Genomic DNA, 16,006 nt, shown 5'->3' with positions numbered 1-16,006 from the left:
TCCTCGCGCTCACTGTGCCTGCCCTGTTCGCGACTGCGGGGCTCGCAAAACCGGCTCACTCCTCGCGCTCACTGGACAACCCCTGCCACGGTGAAGAACGCCCGGGCACGAGCGGCGGCCAGCTCGGCGTCGGGCAGCAGCCCGGCCGCGTCGGCGAGGGTGAGTAGGGTCGCCAGGTGCGCCGGGGACCGGCCGGACTGCGCACCGCCCACCATCGTGAAGTGGTCCTGGTGCCCGGCCAGCCACGACAGGAACACGATGCCCGTCTTGTAGTGCCAGGTCGGCACCGCGAAGAGGTGCCGGGCCAGCGGCACGGTGGGGGCGAAGATCTCGTCGTACGTGGGCAGGTCCCCCCGGTCGAGGGCGGACAGCGCGGCGGCGGCGGCCGGCGCGATGGCCGCGAACACACCGAGCAGCGCGTCGGAGTGGCCCACCTCGTCACCCCGGATCAGCTCCGGATAGTGGAAGTCGTCGCCGGTGTAGAGGCGTACGCCCACTGGCAGCCGGCGGCGCAACGCCACCTCCCGGTCGGCGTCCAGCAGCGACACCTTGATGCCGTCCACGGTCCCCTGGTGCGCCTTGATCAGTTCGAGGACCGTGTCGGCGGCCAGGTCCAGGTCGGCGGACCCCCAGTAACCGGTCAACGCCGGGTCGAACATCGGGCCCAGCCAGTGCAGCACCATCGGCTCACCGGCGGCGGACAGCAGCTCGTCGTACACCCGTAGGTAGTCCTCGGGGCCGTGGGCGGCCGCCGCCAGGTGCCGGCTGCACATCAGCACCGGCCGGGCGCCGGCGGCGCGGACGTCGTCGAGCTGCTCGCGGTACGCGGCGGTGACCTCGGCCAGGGTGGCCGGGCCGGTCGGGAGCTGGTCGGTGCCGACGCCGGCGACGATCCGGCCGCCCACGACGCGGGCCTCGGCGGCGCTGCGCCGGATCAGCTCCCGGGTCGCCGGGTAGTCCAGCCCCATGCCCCGCTGGGCGGTGTCCATCGCCTCGGCGACACCCAGTCCGTACGACCACAGGTGCCGCCGGAAGGCGAGCGTGGTGTCCCAGTCCACCACCGCCGGGGCGCCCGGCACGTTCTCCGCCCCCGGGTCGGCGACCACGTGCGCGGCGGCGTACGCGATCCGGCCGGTCGCCGGGGCGGCCGGGCGGCCGAAGCCCCCCGCCCCGGCCAGCCGGTGTCGCCGACCGCCGGGCAGGACCACCTCGGTGACCCTCATGCGTGCAGCTCCGGGACCTCGACGCGGACGCCCTCGCGGGCCGCGCGGAGCCCCAGCTCGGCGAGCTGTACACCGCGCGCGCCGGCCAGGAAGTCCCACTGGAAGGGCTCGCCGGCGACGACGTGCCGCAGAAAGGCCTCCCACTGCACCTTGAAGCCGTTGTCGAACTCCTCGTTGTCGGGGACCTCGGTCCACTGGGCGCGGAAGTTCTCGGTGACCGGCAGGTCCGGGTTCCACACCGGTTTCGGGGTGACCGCCCGGTGCTGCACCCGGCAGTCGCGCAGCCCCGCGACGGCGCTGCCCTCGGTGCCGTCGACCTGGAACTCCACCAGCTCGTCGCGGTACACCCGCACACCCCACGACGAGTTGATCTGCGCGATCACGCCGCCTTCGAGTTCGAAGATGGCGTACGCGGCGTCGTCGGCGGTGGCCGCGTAGGTGCGGCCGTCCTCGTCGACCCGCTCGGGCACGTGGGTGCGGGTCACGCAGGAGACCGCGGTGACCCGGCCGAACAGCTCCTGGAGCACGTAGTGCCAGTGCGGGAACATGTCGGAGGTGATGCCGCCGCCGGCTTCGGCGCGGTAGTTCCACGAGGGGCGCTGGGCGGGCTGCCAGTCGCCCTCGAAGACCCAGTAGCCGAACTCGCCGCGCACCGAGAGGATCCGGCCGAAGAAGTTGCCGTCGACGAGCCGCTTGAGCTTGCGCAGCCCGGGCAGGAACAGCTTGTCCTGCACGACACCGGTGCGGACACCGGCCGCGTCGGCGGCGCGCGCCAGGTCGAGCGCGGCGGCGGTGTCCTCGGCGAGCGGCTTCTCGGTGTAGATGTGCTTGCCGGCCTCGATCGCCTGGCGGATCGCCTTCTCCCGCTGCTGGGTCACCAGGGCGTCGAAGTAGATCTCGACGTCGTCGCGGGCCAGCGCGGAGGTCAGGTCGGTGGTCCAGTCGGTGAGGCCGTGTCGCTCGGCGAGCTCGCGGAGTTTGGTCTCGTTGCGCCCCACCAGGACCGGTTCCGGCCAGATGGTCGTACCGTCGGCCACCGTCACGCCGCCCGACTCGCGGATGGCCAACAGGGAGCGGACGAGGTGCTGGCGGTAGCCCATGCGTCCGGTCACGCCGTTGACGATGATGCCGATCGACCTGCGGGTCATGGTGATCCCTTTCGTCGTGCTGGTCGTTCAGTGGTTGGCGGCCGCGCTGCCGAGCAACCCACGCAGTTCGGTGGCGAGCCGGTCGAAGCGGGAGTCCGACATCACCTGCGCGTAGTCGCGGTGCGCCGGCAGCTCGACACCGAAGGTGCGGATGATCCGGCCGGGCCGGGCGCTCATCACCACGACCCGGGTGCCGAGGAAGACCGCCTCGGCGATGGAGTGGGTGACCAGCACGACGGTGGTGCCGGTCTCCCGCCAGATGCGGTGCAGCTCGGCGTTCATCTGCTCGCGGGTCAGCGCGTCCAGGGCGCCGAACGGCTCATCCATCAGCAGCACCGGCGGGGCGTGCAGCAGCGCGCGGCACAACGCCACCCGCTGCTGCATGCCGCCGGACAGCTCGTGCGGGAGCGCCTTCTCGAAGCCGGTCAGGCCGGTCATCTCGATCAGCTCGTCGGCGCGGCGGGCCGCCCGTACCCGATCCATGCCGCGCATCTCGGCCTGGAGCAGGATGTTGGCCCGCGCGCCACGCCACTCGAGCAGCGCGGCCTTCTGGAAGACGAAGCCGATCTCCTTCTGTGGGCCGCGTACCGGCTGTCGCAGCAGTGAGACCTCTCCGCTGGTGGGCTTCACCAGGCCGGCGACGATCTTCAGCAGGGTGGACTTGCCGCAGCCGGACGGGCCGACGATGGTGACGAACTCCCCCGGCTCGATGTGCAGGGACACGTCGTCGAGGGCGGTGGTCCGCGACCGTCGGGTGGTGAATCGGACGGTCACGCCGGACATCCCGATGGCGGTGCCGGTGGTCGCCGGCGCGGCGCTCACCCCGTCACCCCTTGGCCGCGTAGGTGGAGTCCCAGTACGCGTCCGGCGCGCCCGGTTCCTTCAGCTCCGCGAAGCGGGACATCAGGTCGATGGTCTCGGACCACTGGGCGTCGGTGTTCACCCCGGGCGGGCCGTCGGCACCGAGCAGCGACAGGTTGAGGGTGAGCTGCTTGGTGAGTACCTCGGGGGCGGGCTCGTTCTCGGCGAGCGCCACCATGGCGCTCACCGCGCCGGCCGGGTCGCGCGCCGCGTCGGCCCAGGACTTCTGGGTGGCGCGCACGAACTTGCGGGCCAGATCCGGGTCCTTCTGCAGGGTCTGGGTGTTGGCGATCAGGCCGGTGCCGAGCAGGTTCATCCCGTAGTCGGCGAAGAGCAGCACGTCGACCTTCTTGCCGGTCTTGCTCTCGATGGTGGGTGCCTGGTCGTGGAAGAAGCCCATGATGGCGTCGACCTTGCCCTCGGCCAGGGCGGCGATCTTGCCGGCGGCGTCCACGTTGACCACCTTGACGTCGTCCTTCTTGAGGCCGTTCTTCTCCAACCAGGCCGGGAAGGTCGCGTAGAGGGCGTCGCCGGGCGTGCCGCCGACGGTCTTGCCCTTCAGGTCCGCCGGGGTCTTGATGTTCTTCTCGGTGAAGAACTCCACCGAGGAGGGACCCTTCTCCAGGTACGCGCCGAGGCTGCGCACCGGCATCCCGCTCGCCACCGACTTGAGCAGGACGGGACTGTCGGCCCATCCGAAGTCGGTCTGCTTCTGGGCGACCTGCTTGACCGTGTTGCCGGAACCGTTGCCGGGCAGGATCTTCAGGTCGATGCCCTCGGCGGAGTAGTAGCCCTTCTGCAGGCCGTAGTAGAAGGGGGCGTGCTCGCCGTACGGCACCCAGTTGAGGGTCAGGGTGACCTGCTTCTTTCCGTCGGTGCCGGTCCTGCCGGCGGAGTCGCTGTCGCCGCAGCCGGTGGCGGCGAGCAGCAGGGCGGCGGTGGCCAGAATGGTGGTGGCGGTGCGTTTCATCAATGCCTCCGTGATGGGGTCGGTCAGGAGGTGGTGAGGGACACGCCGGCGCGGCGGCTGGCGTGCCACGGGATGAGCAGCGCCTCGGCGATCTCGACCAGGACGAACAGGACGATGCCGATGGCGGACATCAGGATCAGGTCGGCGAACAGCAGCGGGGCGTCGAGGTTGCCGTTGGCCAGCAACAGGACGTAGCCGAGCCCTTCGCTGGCGCCGACGAACTCGCCGACCACGGCGCCGACCACCGCGAGGGTGACCGCCACCTTCAGACCGGCCATCAGGTGCGGTAGAGCGTTCGGGAAGCGGATCTTGCGGAAGGTACGCCACGGCCCGGCGCCCATCGTGGCGGAGAGGTCGAGCAGTTCCGGGTCGGTCGAGCGCAGGCCGGCCACGCCGGAGATGACCACCGGGAAGAATGCGATGAGCACCGCCAGGATGATCTTCGGGGTGAGACCCAGGCCGAACCAGACGACCAGCAGCGGCGCGATGGCGATCTTCGGGATGACCTGCGCGAACAGGACGATCGGGTAGAGCGCCTTGTCCAGGGTGCGCGAGTAGGCGATGGCGACCGCGGTGGCCAGTCCCAGCGCGGCGGCCAGGACGAAGCCGAGCACGGTCTCGTAGAGGGTGACCAGGGTGTGTCGCGCCAACTCGGACCACTGGTCGGTCATCGTGGTCCAGACCTGGCCGGGGGTGGGCACGAGGTAGTTCGGCACGTACTCCCGGGCGGCGACGAACCACCAGGCGAGGACGAAGGCCGCCAGCACGAGCGCTGGGCGCCACATCGAGTCGGCAACCGACGCCGCGCGGCGGCCGAGCGTGGGTCGGGGTGATCGGCCACCGCCGCCGACCGGCGAGGCGACCACTGTGGATCGGGGTGCGCGGTCGGTGCGATCCGGAGCTTCGGCCGATCCGGGCGAGGACTGAGCCGTGGCGGCTGAATCGCCTTCCCGCTCACCGCTCGCCTGGTCAGCAGCGGCGCGCCGGCCCGCGGTGTCCAAAGAGTTCTCCGTCACGCGAACCTCCTCGGGGCCCGGCGCGGCACCCGGGAGCCGGGCCAGTCGGCGGGTCAGGCAAACGCTTTCCTGGAGCGTAGGCGGCGTCCAGACGGCAGGCAAGGCCTTTCCTCGATCTATTCGACGCCAGCCGGGCCGCCAGGTGAAGGCGTCGCCCGAGGTGGAATCCGGCCTCCTGGAAACCGGGGGCCTTTCCTCGCCCTCGGACACCGCGACTTCCCTGAACCCGAGGCGAGCACCACCCTCAAGGTCCGCACCGGACCACGCGGGGCTCGCGGCGTCAGCCGGCAGCCGGGTAGGTGTCGAGCAGGCCGCACATGCCCAGTCGGCCGCGCTCCGCGGGTGCGTCCACCGCGTACACGCCAGCCTCGCCCAGATGTCCGCAGTCGCCCCGCTCCAGGGCGTCCAACTGGGCGCCGGTGCCGGCGGCGGCCCGACCCGCGCCGGCGGCCCACCGCCGCCGCCAGGCCGCCAGCAGCGGCTGGCGCAGCGCCGCCGCCGCCGCGTGGAAGGCCGCCAGCGCCGCCGGACCACCGGACCGCAGCGCCGCGAAGCCGGTCACCGCCAGATCCCTACGGCGGTACGCGGCCCGCACGTCCGTCCCCGGCGCTCCCCCGTCCGGTAGCGCCGCCGCCGCGACGTACGCCTCGGGGTCGGCGAGCACCTCCGGCGGGAAGGTCAGCACCGCGTCACCGGCCTCGGGCAGGCCACTGTTCTGCATGAGCACCACAATGGTCAGACCACCGCCGTTGACCAGACGGTGCACGGTGCCCGGCTCGAACCAGACCACCGCGCCCGGACGCAGCGGGGTCTCGGAGAAGCCGTCGGCGCTGGTCAGGGTCTGCACCGCACCCTCGCCCCCGGTCACCACGTACCCCTCGGTGCAGCAGAGGTGCACGTGCGGCGTACCACCGACCACGCCGTCCGGCGCAGCCGTGTCGTAGACGCGCAGCCGGGAGACACCGATCCCGCCGGGCAGTGCCGCGAAGCGATCCAACATGGCCGGCCTCCCTGCGGGAAAGGGCTTTCTCTACGGTACGGTGACGCTAGCGGGCGCGGCGAAACGCCGTCAACAGACCGAGGGGGCGGGCCATGGCGACCCTGTCCGACGTGGCGCGGCGCGCGGGCGTCTCACCCGCCACGGCCTCACGCGTCATCAACGGCAGCAGCAAGCCCGTCACCGACGAGCTGCGCGAGCGCGTCCTCGCGGCCGTGGCCGAGTTGCAGTACGTGCCGAACGCGCACGCCCAGTTGCTGGCCCGCTCGCACCGCAGCGCGGTCGGCGTGATCGTGCACGACGTCTCCGACCCGTACTTCGCCGAGATAACGCGCGGCCTGCAGAGGGTCGCGACCGACCAGGGCCGGCTGCTGATGATCTGCAACAGCTACCGCGACCCGGATCGCGAGCTGGAGTACGTGGAACTGCTGCGCGGTCACCAGGTGGCGGCGCTGATCCTCGCCGGGTCCGGCTACCACGACGATGCCTTCACCCGACAGCTCAACGAGAAGCTGGCGGCGTACGAGGCGACCGGCGGGCGGGTCGCGGTCATCGGCCGCCACGAGCACTCCGGCGACGCCGTCATGCCCGACAACCGGGCCGGCGGCCACCTCGCCGGCCGCGAACTCTGCGAGCTGGGCCACCGGGCGATCGGCGTGGTCGCCGGCCCGCGCATCCTCACCACCACCACCGATCGGCTGGCCGGGCTCCGGCAGGCCCTCACCGCGTACGGCCTCGACCTGCCCGAACGGCGGGTCCGGTACGCCGAGTTCGACCGCGACGGCGGCGCGGAGGCCACCGCCCGGCTGCTCGACGCCGATCCGGAGCTGACCGCGATCGTGGCGCTCAACGACTCGATGGCCATCGGCGCGCTCGCCACCCTGCGGGCCCGCTCGCTCGCCGTACCGGGGCGGATCTCCGTCGTCGGCTTCGACGACATGCCGATCGCCCGCGACGTCACGCCCGCGTTGACGACGGTGCGGCTCCCCCTCGTCGACATGGGAGTGCGGGCGATGTCGCTGGTGCTCGGGACGGCTGCGCCGACGCCCCGGATCGAGGTGCTCCCCGCCGAGCTGATCCGCCGGGACACCTCCGGGCCGGTGGCGGGCCGACCGCGCGACACGGCGACGTCGACACCCCGCGCCCGGCGAGCCGGCACCGCCTCGTGACGGGGCCGGCCGACCTGGGCCGCGCAAACCCGTTGCTCCGCCAGCCCGTCCTGCGTAGCCTGCGCCCGTGTTGATCCGTACGTTCACCGAACAGGACTGGTCGCAGGTGTGGCCGATCGTCGGGGACGTCATCCGGGCACAGGAGACCTTCACCTACGACCCCCGGATGACCGCTGACGAGGCGTACGACATCTGGGTGGAGACCCCGCCCGGGCGGACCGTCGTCGCGGTGGACGGCGGGCGGGTGCTCGGCAGCGCGAAGATGGGCGCCAACCGGCCCGGGCCCGGAGCGCACGTCTCCACCGCCAGCTTCCTGGTCGCCGCCGACGCGCGTGGCCGGGGCGTGGGCACCGCGCTGTGCCGCGACGCCCTGACCTGGGCGCGCGACCAGGGGTACGCCGGCATGCAGTTCAACGCCGTGGTGGAGACGAACCGGACGGCGGTCGAGCTGTACCGGCGCGAGGGCTTCGACGTGGTTGGCACCGTGCCGGGCGCGTTCCGCCACCGGACCCTCGGCCGGGTCGGCCTGCACGTCATGTACCTGGAGTTCTGACTCCCCGCCGACAACGCGCCTCAGCCGCCGGTCGTGCCGACGGCCGGTGTCGGTCCGAGCCCGCGTGGGTCGGCGGCCGGCTCGGCGCCCGCGCGGCGGATCGGGGTGAACAGCCCGCCGACCGCCACCAGCAGGCAACCCGCTCCGGCGACGAGCGCCACCGCCGGTACGCCGTACCGGCCGGCCGTCCAGGTCAGGATCGCCGCGCCGGCCGGCCCGAGAGCGTAGTGCGTACTCCAGAACGCCGAGGTGACCCGGCCGAGCAGATGGTCGGGAGTGATCTCCTGGCGTAGGGACATCGAGCAGATCCCACCGATGCTGAGGCAGCACAGGTACACGGCGGTCAGGGCGGTGACCGCCGGCACCGTCGTCGCCGCGCCGACGCCCGCCACCGCGAACCCGCAGACGGCGTGCGCGCCGATCCACGTCGTGCCGAAGCCGCGCCGACGACGCAGCGGGGCCACCAGCAGCGCCCCGGCGACCGTGCCCAGCGCCGCCAGGCCGAGTACGGTGCCGACCGTCCCCTCGCTCCCGCCGAGGTCGTGTGTCACGTGGTAGATCAGCACGTCGGTGAAGCCGTAGACCAGGAAGACGAACACCGACAGCAGGACGGTCAGCGCGCGGAGCACGGGCTGTCGCCACAGGAAGCGCGCTCCGGCCAGGAACTCGACAAGCGGGCTGCCCCGGGGCACCTCCGGGGCGTCGGCTGGCCGGGCGGCGCGCAGCCGGACCAGCCGCAGGCCGGCAGCCGAGAGCGCGAAGCTCGCCGCGTTGACGGCGATGGCGGTGGCCGGGCCGAAGCGGGCCGACACCACTCCGGCGAGCAGCGGCCCGAGGACGGCGGTGGCCGCGAACGTCGCCTGGAGCCGGCCGTTGGCCTCGGTGATCCGGTCGGCGTCGACGAGATTGCGGACGGCGGTCACCGCCGCGACCTGGAACAGCATGCCGGCCGCCTCGCAGATCGGCAGCACGACGAAGAGGAGCCAGACGCGCGGGCCGGCGAGCCAGACGAGGGGCACGAGACCGTAGAGGACCAGCCGGACCAGGTCCGCGACGATCATCAGCGTACGGCGGTCGTACCTGTCGACCAGCACCCCGCCGAAGACGCCGGCCGCCACGGACGCCGCGCCCGCGACGGCGGTGAGCAGGCCCATCTGCGCCACCGATCCGGTCGCCTGCAACACCAGCAGTGGCACCGCCAGGTAGGCGAACGCGTCGCCCGCCGCGGAGAGCGACTGCGCGATCCAGTACGTGCCGAAGGAGCGGTCCCGCCACAGCGGGGCCCGGCCCAGCCGGGGCGCGTTGCTCATCCCGCCGAGGCTATCGTGCGCGGCGCCGGCGGTGGGTACGCCGACGGCCGCGGGAGCGAGTCCCGCGGCCGTCTCGAGGCGTACCGAGAAGGGTCAGCCCTGGCGCAGCGGCGCGAGAGCGGCGCTCCAGGCCACGACCTGGTCGAGGGTGGTGGTCAGCGCCTGCAGGTGCTGGTCGCCGGGCTTGAAGGTGCTGAAGTTCTCGAAGTCGGTGTAGAGCGAGAGCGCGACCTGCGAGCGCACGTCGGCCATCTGCAGCTCACCGGCGATCAGGCGCAGGTGCTCCACGGCGCGGGCGCCACCGAGGGAGCCGTAGCTGACGAACCCGACGGCCTTGTTGTTCCACTCGTTGTAGAGGAAGTCGATGGCGTTCTTCAGGACGCCCGAGGTCGAGTGGTTGTACTCCGGCGTCACCATCACGAAACCGTCAAACGACGCGATGGTCTCGGCCCAGCGCTGCGTGTGCGGCTGGCTGTACTGGCCCATCGCCGGCGGCATCGCCTCGTCGAGGTGCGGCAGCTTGTAGTCGAGCAGGTCGATCAGCTCGAACTGCGCGTCGGTGCGCTGCTGGGCGATTTCGTGGACCCAGCGGGCGACGGCTTCGCCGTTGCGCCCCGGGCGGGTGCTTCCGAGGATGATCCCGATCCTGGTCATGGCTGCGCCTTTCGGTTGTTGTCCGAACCTGACGCGGGAACGCTAGCCCCTCCTTGCTTCGTCAAGCAAATGGGCTTCCCATAACCGTGCTCACACGCTGAGTAAGCAATTGCTCAATCAAGCAACTATGCTTGCAAGATGCCCGATCCCCGCCCCGAGGCTCTGCTACCCCTCGAACCCGACGAGGAGGCGCTGGTCCGCGCCCTGGGCCAGGTGATGTACGTGGTGCCACGCACGATCGACGCCGACATGGTCGGCGATCGCCAGCTGCCGTTGACCGAATACACCGCCCTGATGAACCTCTCCGAGGCCCCGGACCGGCGGATGCGGATGCACGAACTCGCCACGGCCTGCTATCTCTCGCTGAGCGGCATGACCCGGACGATCATCCGGCTGGAGAGCCAGGGGCTGGTCAAGCGGGAACGGTGCGAGGAGGACGCCCGCGGCTGGAACGCGGTGCTCACCGACGCGGGCTTCACCCGCCTTCAGGAGTCCTGGCCCAGCCACCTGGCGGCCGTACGTCGGCGGTTCCTGCGCCACTTCGAGGGCCTCGACCTGACCGAGCTGGCCCGCGCGTTCCGGCGCGCGGGAGCAGCCGACTGAGCGCGGTCACCGTCGGTCACCTCGTTCGGGGGCGGACGCGGTGGTGAGCGGTATACCTCAGCGGAATATGTATATTCCGCTGAGGTATACCGCTCCTCGACATGGTGGCAGGGTGGGCCAGTCCCGCCGTCTAGGCGTTAGCCACCAACCGCCAGCGGTTGTCCGCGCTGCCGTTGTCCGGGTCCTGCACGGCCTGCGCGCCCCGAGCGGTCGAGTTGTTCAGGATGCCGAGCAGCTTGCCGCTGTTGACGTTGCGGATCTTGTAGGTGCCGTCGCCGTTGTCGACGAGGGTCCACCGGTGGTCGGCGGTGCCGTTGTCCGACCACTGCAGGACGCGGGCGTTGTCGGCCGTGGACATGTTCTCCACACCGAGGACCTTGCCGCTGTTGACGTTGCGGAACCGGACGGCGTTGCCGTCGGTGATCATGACCCAGTTGTGGTCGGCGGTGCCGCTGTCGTCCCACTGCAGAGCCAGCCCACCGTCGGCGGTCGACATGTTCTGGATGCCCAGGACCATCCCGCTGCCGACGTTGACCAGCCGGTAGCTGCCTCCACCGCTGCTACCGCTGGTGTTCCAGTAGACCGTGTAGTTGTAGCCGTGGGCGTCCTGGAACGGCGCGAGGTTGACGGTGGAACCGTTCGCGGTGGCGGTGAACGCGAGCGAGCTGGTGCTCGTCCGCGCGACCGACGAGACCACGAGGGACGGCAACGCGTTGAGCGTCGTGTTGCCGTAGTTGCCGCAGAGCACACTCGGGCCGTACGTGGCGGCGGCGACGCTGGGATTGTCGTTCGCGGCCCGCATGACCACCCGCATCGGCAGTCGAACGGTGACGGTGTCGCCGGCGGCCCAGGTGCGGGTGATGGTGGCGTAGCTGCCCGGTGTCGTGGTGACGGACTCCGCCACACCGTTGACGCTGATGGTCGCGCCGCTCGTCCACGCCGGGATGCGCACCCGGATGCTCCACGAGCCACTCATCGTGCCGGAGAGCGTGAGGGTGGTGGTGTCGCTCACGGGGTACGTGGTGCTCTGGGTGACCGTGATGCCGCGCTGCGACCAGTTCAGCTCCGACGGCACGAAGAGGTTCACCGTCAGGGTCGTGCCGTTGTAGAAGTAGACCGAGTCCATCAACTTCGTGTTGATCTCCAGGCCGGTGCCCTGGCAGCACCAGAACGAGTTGTAGTCGGTGCTCCAGGTGCCGCCGCCCCACGCCGGGCCCACGCCCCGCCGTCCGCCGGGCTTGAGCGGGGTGAAGTAGGTGATGTGACCGCGACTGTCGGCCGGGTTCTGCGCGCCGATCAGGTGGTTGATCATCGCGCGCTCGTAGAAGTCGAAGTAGTCGACCCGGTTCGGGTCGAGCAGCCACAGCTCGCGGGTCAGCTTGAGCATGTTGTAGGTGTTGCACTGCTCGCAGGTGTCGTTGCTCAGGTACCCGGCGATCGCGTTGGGCGCCCGGAAGTGCTCGGCCTGGCTGTTGCCGCCGATCACGTAGGAGTGCGCGCCCACGGTGATGTTCCACGCGTTGCTGGCGATGTCCCGGTAGCGGGTGGTCCCCGTCGCCTTGAACTCGCGGGCGGCGCCGATCCACTTGGGCACCTGCGTGTTGGCGTGCAGACCGTTGAGCTGGTCCTGGTTGTTGGCCAGGGGGTTGAACACCGCGGCGTGGTCGAACCGCTGGGCCGTCGTGAGCCAACGGCTGTCGCCGGTCATCTGGTAGATGTCCGTCAGCACGTCGTTCATGCCGCCGAACTCGGTGCCCAGCATCGACTGCATCTGGCTGGAGCTGAGCCGGGACGTGCGGGTGTCGACCCAGCCGGCGAGGGCCAGCAGCACCGTACGGGCCTGGGTGTTCCCGGTGTAACGCCACACGTCCAGCAGGCCGGCGAGCGTCTTGTGGATGCAGTAGTAGGGCACGTTGCCGTTGGACAGCGTCCGCGCCTCGAGCGCGGCGAAGTCCGACTCCGGGAAGCCGGACAGATAGCCGGCCGAGAAGCCGGCCGCGCCGTTGTTCGCCTGGCACTTGGCCATCTCGGCGACCATGTAGTTCGCCTTGTCCCGGCAGGTGGTGTCGCCCAGCACGGCGTACGCGTGCGCCCACGCGGTGAGGAAGTGCCCCTGCATGTGGGTGCGGAACGGGAAGTTCGGCGCGTCCCACCCGCCGTTGGTGGCGGCGCCGTTCGTGGACAGCCGGTGGTTGGCGCGGAAGTTGTAGAGCATGCGGTCGACGTCGACGAAGCGCAGGTAGTTCAACGTACGGTTCTGGTTGTCGAACCAACGGCCGCTGGTCAGTCGCACCTGACCGGGGTCGAAGGCGTAGGCGGCGACGCCGATGTCCGCCCGCGCTGGCGGCACCACCGCGGCGGCGGCGGGACCCGCGCCGAGCGTCGTGGCGCCGGTCGCGGAGAGCACGGCGGTGGCGCCGGCGGCCTGCAACACGCGGCGTCGGCTGAGGGGCAGGGACGACATGGGACCTCCAAATGAGCGCTACCGGCGATGGGACGACAACCGGGCGGGACGGGCTCGGCAGGATGCAGGGGTCCGAACGTTAGCGTTCACATCCGTGTTCGGCATGTTACGGCTCGATGGCGCACGAATTCAAGGTTCTAACTATTACAGCTCGCTGTGCACCTGTTCTGATCAGGGAGATCAGGTGCGACGAGGAGAGGGTGGGATGGCTGGTCGCCTCGTGTTATCGATAACACCGGCCCCCGAAACGGGGTGCGCGCCGACGGGTGTCGCTGGTGGAATCCCGGGATGAAGCACGATCTTGTTCGTCCCCCGAAGGCGCGTCCCGGCGACCGGATCGCGGTCCTGTCGCCGTCCTTCGCCGCGGCCGGCGCCTTTCCCGAGATCCACGAGCAGGCCATGCGGCGGCTCGCCGACGTGACCGGCCTCGTCCCGGTCGAGTACCCCACCACCCGCACGGTCGGCGCGACCGCGCAGGCGCGCGCGGCGGACATCAACGCGGCCTTCGCCGACCCCCGGGTACGCGCCATCCTCGCCGTCATCGGCGGCGAGGACCAGATCACGGTCATCCCCGATCTGGACGCCGACCTGGCCCGCGCCGACCCGAAGCCGTTCCTGGGCACCAGCGACAACACCAACCTGCACCAGTGGCTCTGGGGGCTCGGCATCGCGAGCTTCTACGGCGGGTCGTCCCAGGTGCACCTCGGCCCCGGCCCCGCCGTGGACGACATCCACGCCCGGTCGTTGCGGGCCGCGCTGCTCACCGGCGAGCGGTTGGAGATCACCGACCCCGGAGAGTCCGAGGACATCGGGGTCGACTGGGCCGACCCGCGGGCGTTGCAGTCGTACGGGGAACGCGAGCCGACCGAGCCGTGGAGTTGGCACGGCCCGCGCCGCGCGGTCACCGGTCCCACCTGGGGTGGCTGCCTGGAGGTCCTCCAGTGGATCCTCACGGCGGGACGTTTCCCGTTCGGGCCGGAGATCCTGCACGGCGGCGTGCTGATCATCGAGACGTCGGAGGAGCTCCTGCCGGCGCGCGAGGTCGGCTGGATCATCCGCGCGCTGGGTGAACGCGGTCTCCTGGCCGCCGTCGACGCGGTGCACCGCTACAACCCCGAGGCGGTCGTCTGCGTCGGCGTTCCGTTCGGCCACACCAGGCCGCAGTGGATCCTCCCGCACGGCGGCCCGGTAACCGTCGACGGCGTGCAGCGCCGGATCTGCGCCGACTACCGGGAGGGCCGGCGAGGCCCGCGCGGCGGCGTCCACCGCGCGGGCACGCGTACATCCGCCGCTTCAGCGGGCCGGGGCGTACGCGGCGAGCGGATTCGTGATGGTGCCGACGAACTGCAGAGCCGCCGACGGGTCGGCCAGGTCGATCATCTGCTGGTTGTCGCGGAGCTGAAGGCGGTTGAGGCAGGACAGCGCGAACTCGGGGGCGAACAGGTCGTAGTGGCGTACGCGCTCGGCGAGGTGCGGCACCCGCTCGAAATAGTCAGCGGAGCAGACCGCGACAGTGCCCCAGAAGGCAGCCTCGGTGAGCACCCCGGCCTCGACGAGGACGGCGTTGAGGTGGCGCAGGAAGCAGTCGACCACGTCGGTGAAGATCGTCAGCAGCTTGGTGTCGTCGGGCACGTCCACGCGGACGCGCTCCACCTCGGCCGGCAACTCGACGTCGGCGCTCAACACCGCGATCTCCTCGGCGATGTCCTTGAAGATCACCCGCTGGACGGTGTGGTGCTCGTCGAGGACCAGGATGACGTTCTCGCCGTGCGGCATGAAGGCCAGGTCGTGGGCGTAGAAGCTGTGCAGCAGCGGAGTCAGGTAGGCGTCCAGGTAGCGGCGCAGCCACACCTCGGGCGCGAGGCCCGATCGGTCGATCAGCGCCGCCGCCAGCGAGCCGCCGTCGTCGTCGACGTGCAGCAGCGCGGCCATCGTGGACAGTCGCTCCCCCGGGGCCAGATTCGGCACCGGGCTCTCCCGCCACAGCGCGGCGAGCATCTTGCGGTACGGGGAGGTCCGCTCGGTGGCCGCCTCGTACTGCCGGTGTCGGTAACCGACCGCGGCCCGCTCCCGGATGACGGTCAGGCCCGTGCCGGTCAACACCTCGTCGCCGGCGATCAGATCGGCCAGCCAGTCGTTGATGGCCGGGGTGGCGGCCATGTACGCGGCCGACAGCCCGCGCATGAAGCCCATGTTCAGCACCGACAGCGCGGTCTTGACGTAGTGCCGGCCGGGCTCGGTGACGTTGAAGAAGGTACGGATGGACTGCTGCGCCAGGTACGAGTCGGGACCGGGGCCGAGGTGCACCAGCCGGCGCTCGGCCAACTCCCCTGCGAACGTGACGGCCAGCTTGTTCCACCACTGCCACGGGTGCGCCGGGATGAGGTGGTAGTCGGCGAGGTCGAGGCCGAGGTCGGCCATCGTGGCGGCGAACCGGGCTCGGGTCTCGGCGTCCAGCTCGCTCTCGACGAGGGTGTCGTAGTCGAGGTCGGCGGCGCTGCTGAACGTCGAGTGGTCACGGTGCGCGGCCAGCCACTCCAGACGTACCGGAGTGGCGGTCTCCGGGGCGTAGCGGTGGTACTCGTCGACGCCGAAGCCGAGCCGGCCGTTGTTGGCCACGAAGCAGGGGTGGCCCTCGGTCATGGATGTCTCGATGGTCTGGAAGTCGGCCCCGGCCAGGTCGGCGGCGCTCGGCGCACCCTGGGACAGCTTGTACGCCGTACCGGCTAGGGTGGAGGTGATCTCCTCCAGGTAGACCGAGAGCACCCGCGCGGACAGCCCGAGGGTGTCGCGCAGCTCGACGATCAGGTCCACCGCGTCGGGTGGCACCGACGTGCCGTCGCGGTGTCGGGTGATGCTGTCGGCGTCGATCTGCCAGTGGGCCAGGGCGAGCACCCGGGCGGCGAACCGGTAGGTGACGGTGCCGTCGTCGCTGCGGACCTCGTACCACTGGCGGTCGTCGTGGCCCGGCACGGGCACCGGGGTGAGCAGCCGCTCGTGGGTGAACTCGGCGAGCGCCTTGCGGACCAGCATCCGGT

General features: G+C 71.0%; 13 protein-coding genes and 1 pseudogene. 4 read left to right on the top strand and 10 right to left on the bottom strand.

Annotation, left to right across the window (positions count from 1 at the left end):
- Nucleotides 1–68 precede the first annotated feature (68 nt).
- The 6 genes from ACGFH9_RS19760 to ACGFH9_RS19735 form a co-directional block, all read right to left on the bottom strand.
- On the bottom strand, nt 69–1,223 hold the full coding sequence (locus ACGFH9_RS19760; RefSeq protein WP_393221206.1) for a dihydrodipicolinate synthase family protein: 1,155 nt from the start codon (nt 1,221–1,223) through the stop codon (nt 69–71).
- Nucleotides 1,220–2,371 (bottom strand): Gfo/Idh/MocA family protein, encoded by a 1,152-nt coding sequence (locus tag ACGFH9_RS19755; protein ID WP_393221203.1) that lies wholly within the window; start codon nt 2,369–2,371, stop codon nt 1,220–1,222. Before ACGFH9_RS19755 ends, ACGFH9_RS19760 begins: the two co-directional genes overlap by 4 nt.
- Before the next feature lie 27 nt (nt 2,372–2,398).
- Entirely contained in the window at nt 2,399–3,154 is a 756-nt protein-coding gene (locus ACGFH9_RS19750) for an ABC transporter ATP-binding protein (protein WP_393221301.1), read from the bottom strand.
- 43 nt (nt 3,155–3,197) lie between these two features.
- Nucleotides 3,198–4,202 (bottom strand): ABC transporter substrate-binding protein, encoded by a 1,005-nt coding sequence (locus ACGFH9_RS19745; protein WP_393221200.1) that lies wholly within the window; start codon nt 4,200–4,202, stop codon nt 3,198–3,200.
- Nucleotides 4,203–4,225: 23 nt separating this feature from the next.
- Nucleotides 4,226–4,987, bottom strand: a complete 762-nt coding sequence (locus tag ACGFH9_RS19740; protein ID WP_393221197.1) for an ABC transporter permease — start codon at nt 4,985–4,987, stop codon at nt 4,226–4,228.
- Nucleotides 4,988–5,498: 511 nt separating this feature from the next.
- A complete protein-coding gene (locus tag ACGFH9_RS19735; RefSeq protein ID WP_393221194.1) occupies nt 5,499–6,218 on the bottom strand; it encodes a cupin domain-containing protein in 720 nt (239 codons plus the stop codon).
- Nucleotides 6,219–6,310: 92 nt separating this feature from the next.
- Between ACGFH9_RS19735 and ACGFH9_RS19730 the strand changes: the two genes are divergently transcribed.
- Together ACGFH9_RS19730 and ACGFH9_RS19725 are read left to right on the top strand one after the other, a co-directional pair.
- Complete coding sequence (locus tag ACGFH9_RS19730; RefSeq protein WP_393221192.1) at nt 6,311–7,384, top strand: LacI family DNA-binding transcriptional regulator; 1,074 nt, start codon at nt 6,311–6,313, stop codon at nt 7,382–7,384.
- Nucleotides 7,385–7,451: 67 nt separating this feature from the next.
- On the top strand, nt 7,452–7,937 hold the full coding sequence (locus tag ACGFH9_RS19725; protein WP_393221189.1) for a GNAT family N-acetyltransferase: 486 nt from the start codon (nt 7,452–7,454) through the stop codon (nt 7,935–7,937).
- 20 nt (nt 7,938–7,957) lie between these two features.
- On the opposite strand, the gene ACGFH9_RS19720 is transcribed toward ACGFH9_RS19725, so the two are convergent.
- On the bottom strand, nt 7,958–9,247 hold the full coding sequence (locus tag ACGFH9_RS19720) for an MFS transporter (protein WP_393221186.1): 1,290 nt from the start codon (nt 9,245–9,247) through the stop codon (nt 7,958–7,960).
- A gap of 93 nt (nt 9,248–9,340) precedes the next feature.
- Nucleotides 9,341–9,901, bottom strand: a complete 561-nt coding sequence (locus ACGFH9_RS19715) for an NAD(P)H-dependent oxidoreductase (protein WP_355246621.1) — start codon at nt 9,899–9,901, stop codon at nt 9,341–9,343.
- A 138-nt stretch (nt 9,902–10,039) separates the two neighbouring features.
- Between ACGFH9_RS19715 and ACGFH9_RS19710 the strand changes: the two genes are divergently transcribed.
- Nucleotides 10,040–10,504: a MarR family winged helix-turn-helix transcriptional regulator gene (locus ACGFH9_RS19710; RefSeq protein WP_393221182.1), complete on the top strand. Its 465-nt coding sequence runs from the start codon at nt 10,040–10,042 to the stop codon at nt 10,502–10,504.
- Between the two features lie 130 nt (nt 10,505–10,634).
- On the opposite strand, the gene ACGFH9_RS19705 is transcribed toward ACGFH9_RS19710, so the two are convergent.
- On the bottom strand, nt 10,635–12,968 hold the full coding sequence (locus ACGFH9_RS19705; protein WP_393221179.1) for a beta-L-arabinofuranosidase domain-containing protein: 2,334 nt from the start codon (nt 12,966–12,968) through the stop codon (nt 10,635–10,637).
- A gap of 288 nt (nt 12,969–13,256) precedes the next feature.
- Between ACGFH9_RS19705 and ACGFH9_RS19700 the strand changes: the two are divergent.
- Nucleotides 13,257–14,201: pseudogene (locus ACGFH9_RS19700) on the top strand (LD-carboxypeptidase); the annotation flags it as partial.
- A 60-nt stretch (nt 14,202–14,261) separates the two neighbouring features.
- On the opposite strand, the gene ACGFH9_RS19695 reads toward ACGFH9_RS19700, so the two are convergent.
- The gene (locus ACGFH9_RS19695; protein WP_393221298.1) at nt 14,262–16,001 is read right to left on the bottom strand and encodes an IucA/IucC family protein; all 1,740 of its coding nucleotides are present in this window, start codon (nt 15,999–16,001) and stop codon (nt 14,262–14,264) included.
- Between the last annotated feature and the right edge of the window lie 5 nt (nt 16,002–16,006).

The organism is Micromonospora sp. NPDC049102 (assembly GCF_043197485.1).
Lineage (GTDB): Bacteria > Actinomycetota > Actinomycetes > Mycobacteriales > Micromonosporaceae > Micromonospora.
The sequence above is the reverse complement of the archived record's forward strand: the minus strand, read 5'-3'. Positions and strand labels throughout refer to the sequence as shown.

What these genes read in the sequence shown, in the direction of transcription:
- ACGFH9_RS19750 (WP_393221301.1), bottom strand. Translation starts at nt 3,154, where the DNA reads ATGTCCGGCGTGACCGTCCGATTCACCACCCGACGGTCGCGGACCACC.
- ACGFH9_RS19760 (WP_393221206.1), bottom strand. Translation starts at nt 1,223, where the DNA reads ATGAGGGTCACCGAGGTGGTCCTGCCCGGCGGTCGGCGACACCGGCTG.
- ACGFH9_RS19735 (WP_393221194.1), bottom strand. Translation starts at nt 6,218, where the DNA reads ATGTTGGATCGCTTCGCGGCACTGCCCGGCGGGATCGGTGTCTCCCGG.
- ACGFH9_RS19740 (WP_393221197.1), bottom strand. Translation starts at nt 4,987, where the DNA reads ATGTGGCGCCCAGCGCTCGTGCTGGCGGCCTTCGTCCTCGCCTGGTGG.
- ACGFH9_RS19710 (WP_393221182.1), top strand. Translation starts at nt 10,040, where the DNA reads ATGCCCGATCCCCGCCCCGAGGCTCTGCTACCCCTCGAACCCGACGAG.
- ACGFH9_RS19730 (WP_393221192.1), top strand. Translation starts at nt 6,311, where the DNA reads ATGGCGACCCTGTCCGACGTGGCGCGGCGCGCGGGCGTCTCACCCGCC.
- ACGFH9_RS19720 (WP_393221186.1), bottom strand. Translation starts at nt 9,247, where the DNA reads ATGAGCAACGCGCCCCGGCTGGGCCGGGCCCCGCTGTGGCGGGACCGC.
- ACGFH9_RS19715 (WP_355246621.1), bottom strand. Translation starts at nt 9,901, where the DNA reads ATGACCAGGATCGGGATCATCCTCGGAAGCACCCGCCCGGGGCGCAAC.
- ACGFH9_RS19705 (WP_393221179.1), bottom strand. Translation starts at nt 12,968, where the DNA reads ATGTCGTCCCTGCCCCTCAGCCGACGCCGCGTGTTGCAGGCCGCCGGC.
- ACGFH9_RS19745 (WP_393221200.1), bottom strand. Translation starts at nt 4,202, where the DNA reads ATGAAACGCACCGCCACCACCATTCTGGCCACCGCCGCCCTGCTGCTC.
- ACGFH9_RS19695 (WP_393221298.1), bottom strand. Translation starts at nt 16,001, where the DNA reads ATGCTGGTCCGCAAGGCGCTCGCCGAGTTCACCCACGAGCGGCTGCTC.
- ACGFH9_RS19755 (WP_393221203.1), bottom strand. Translation starts at nt 2,371, where the DNA reads ATGACCCGCAGGTCGATCGGCATCATCGTCAACGGCGTGACCGGACGC.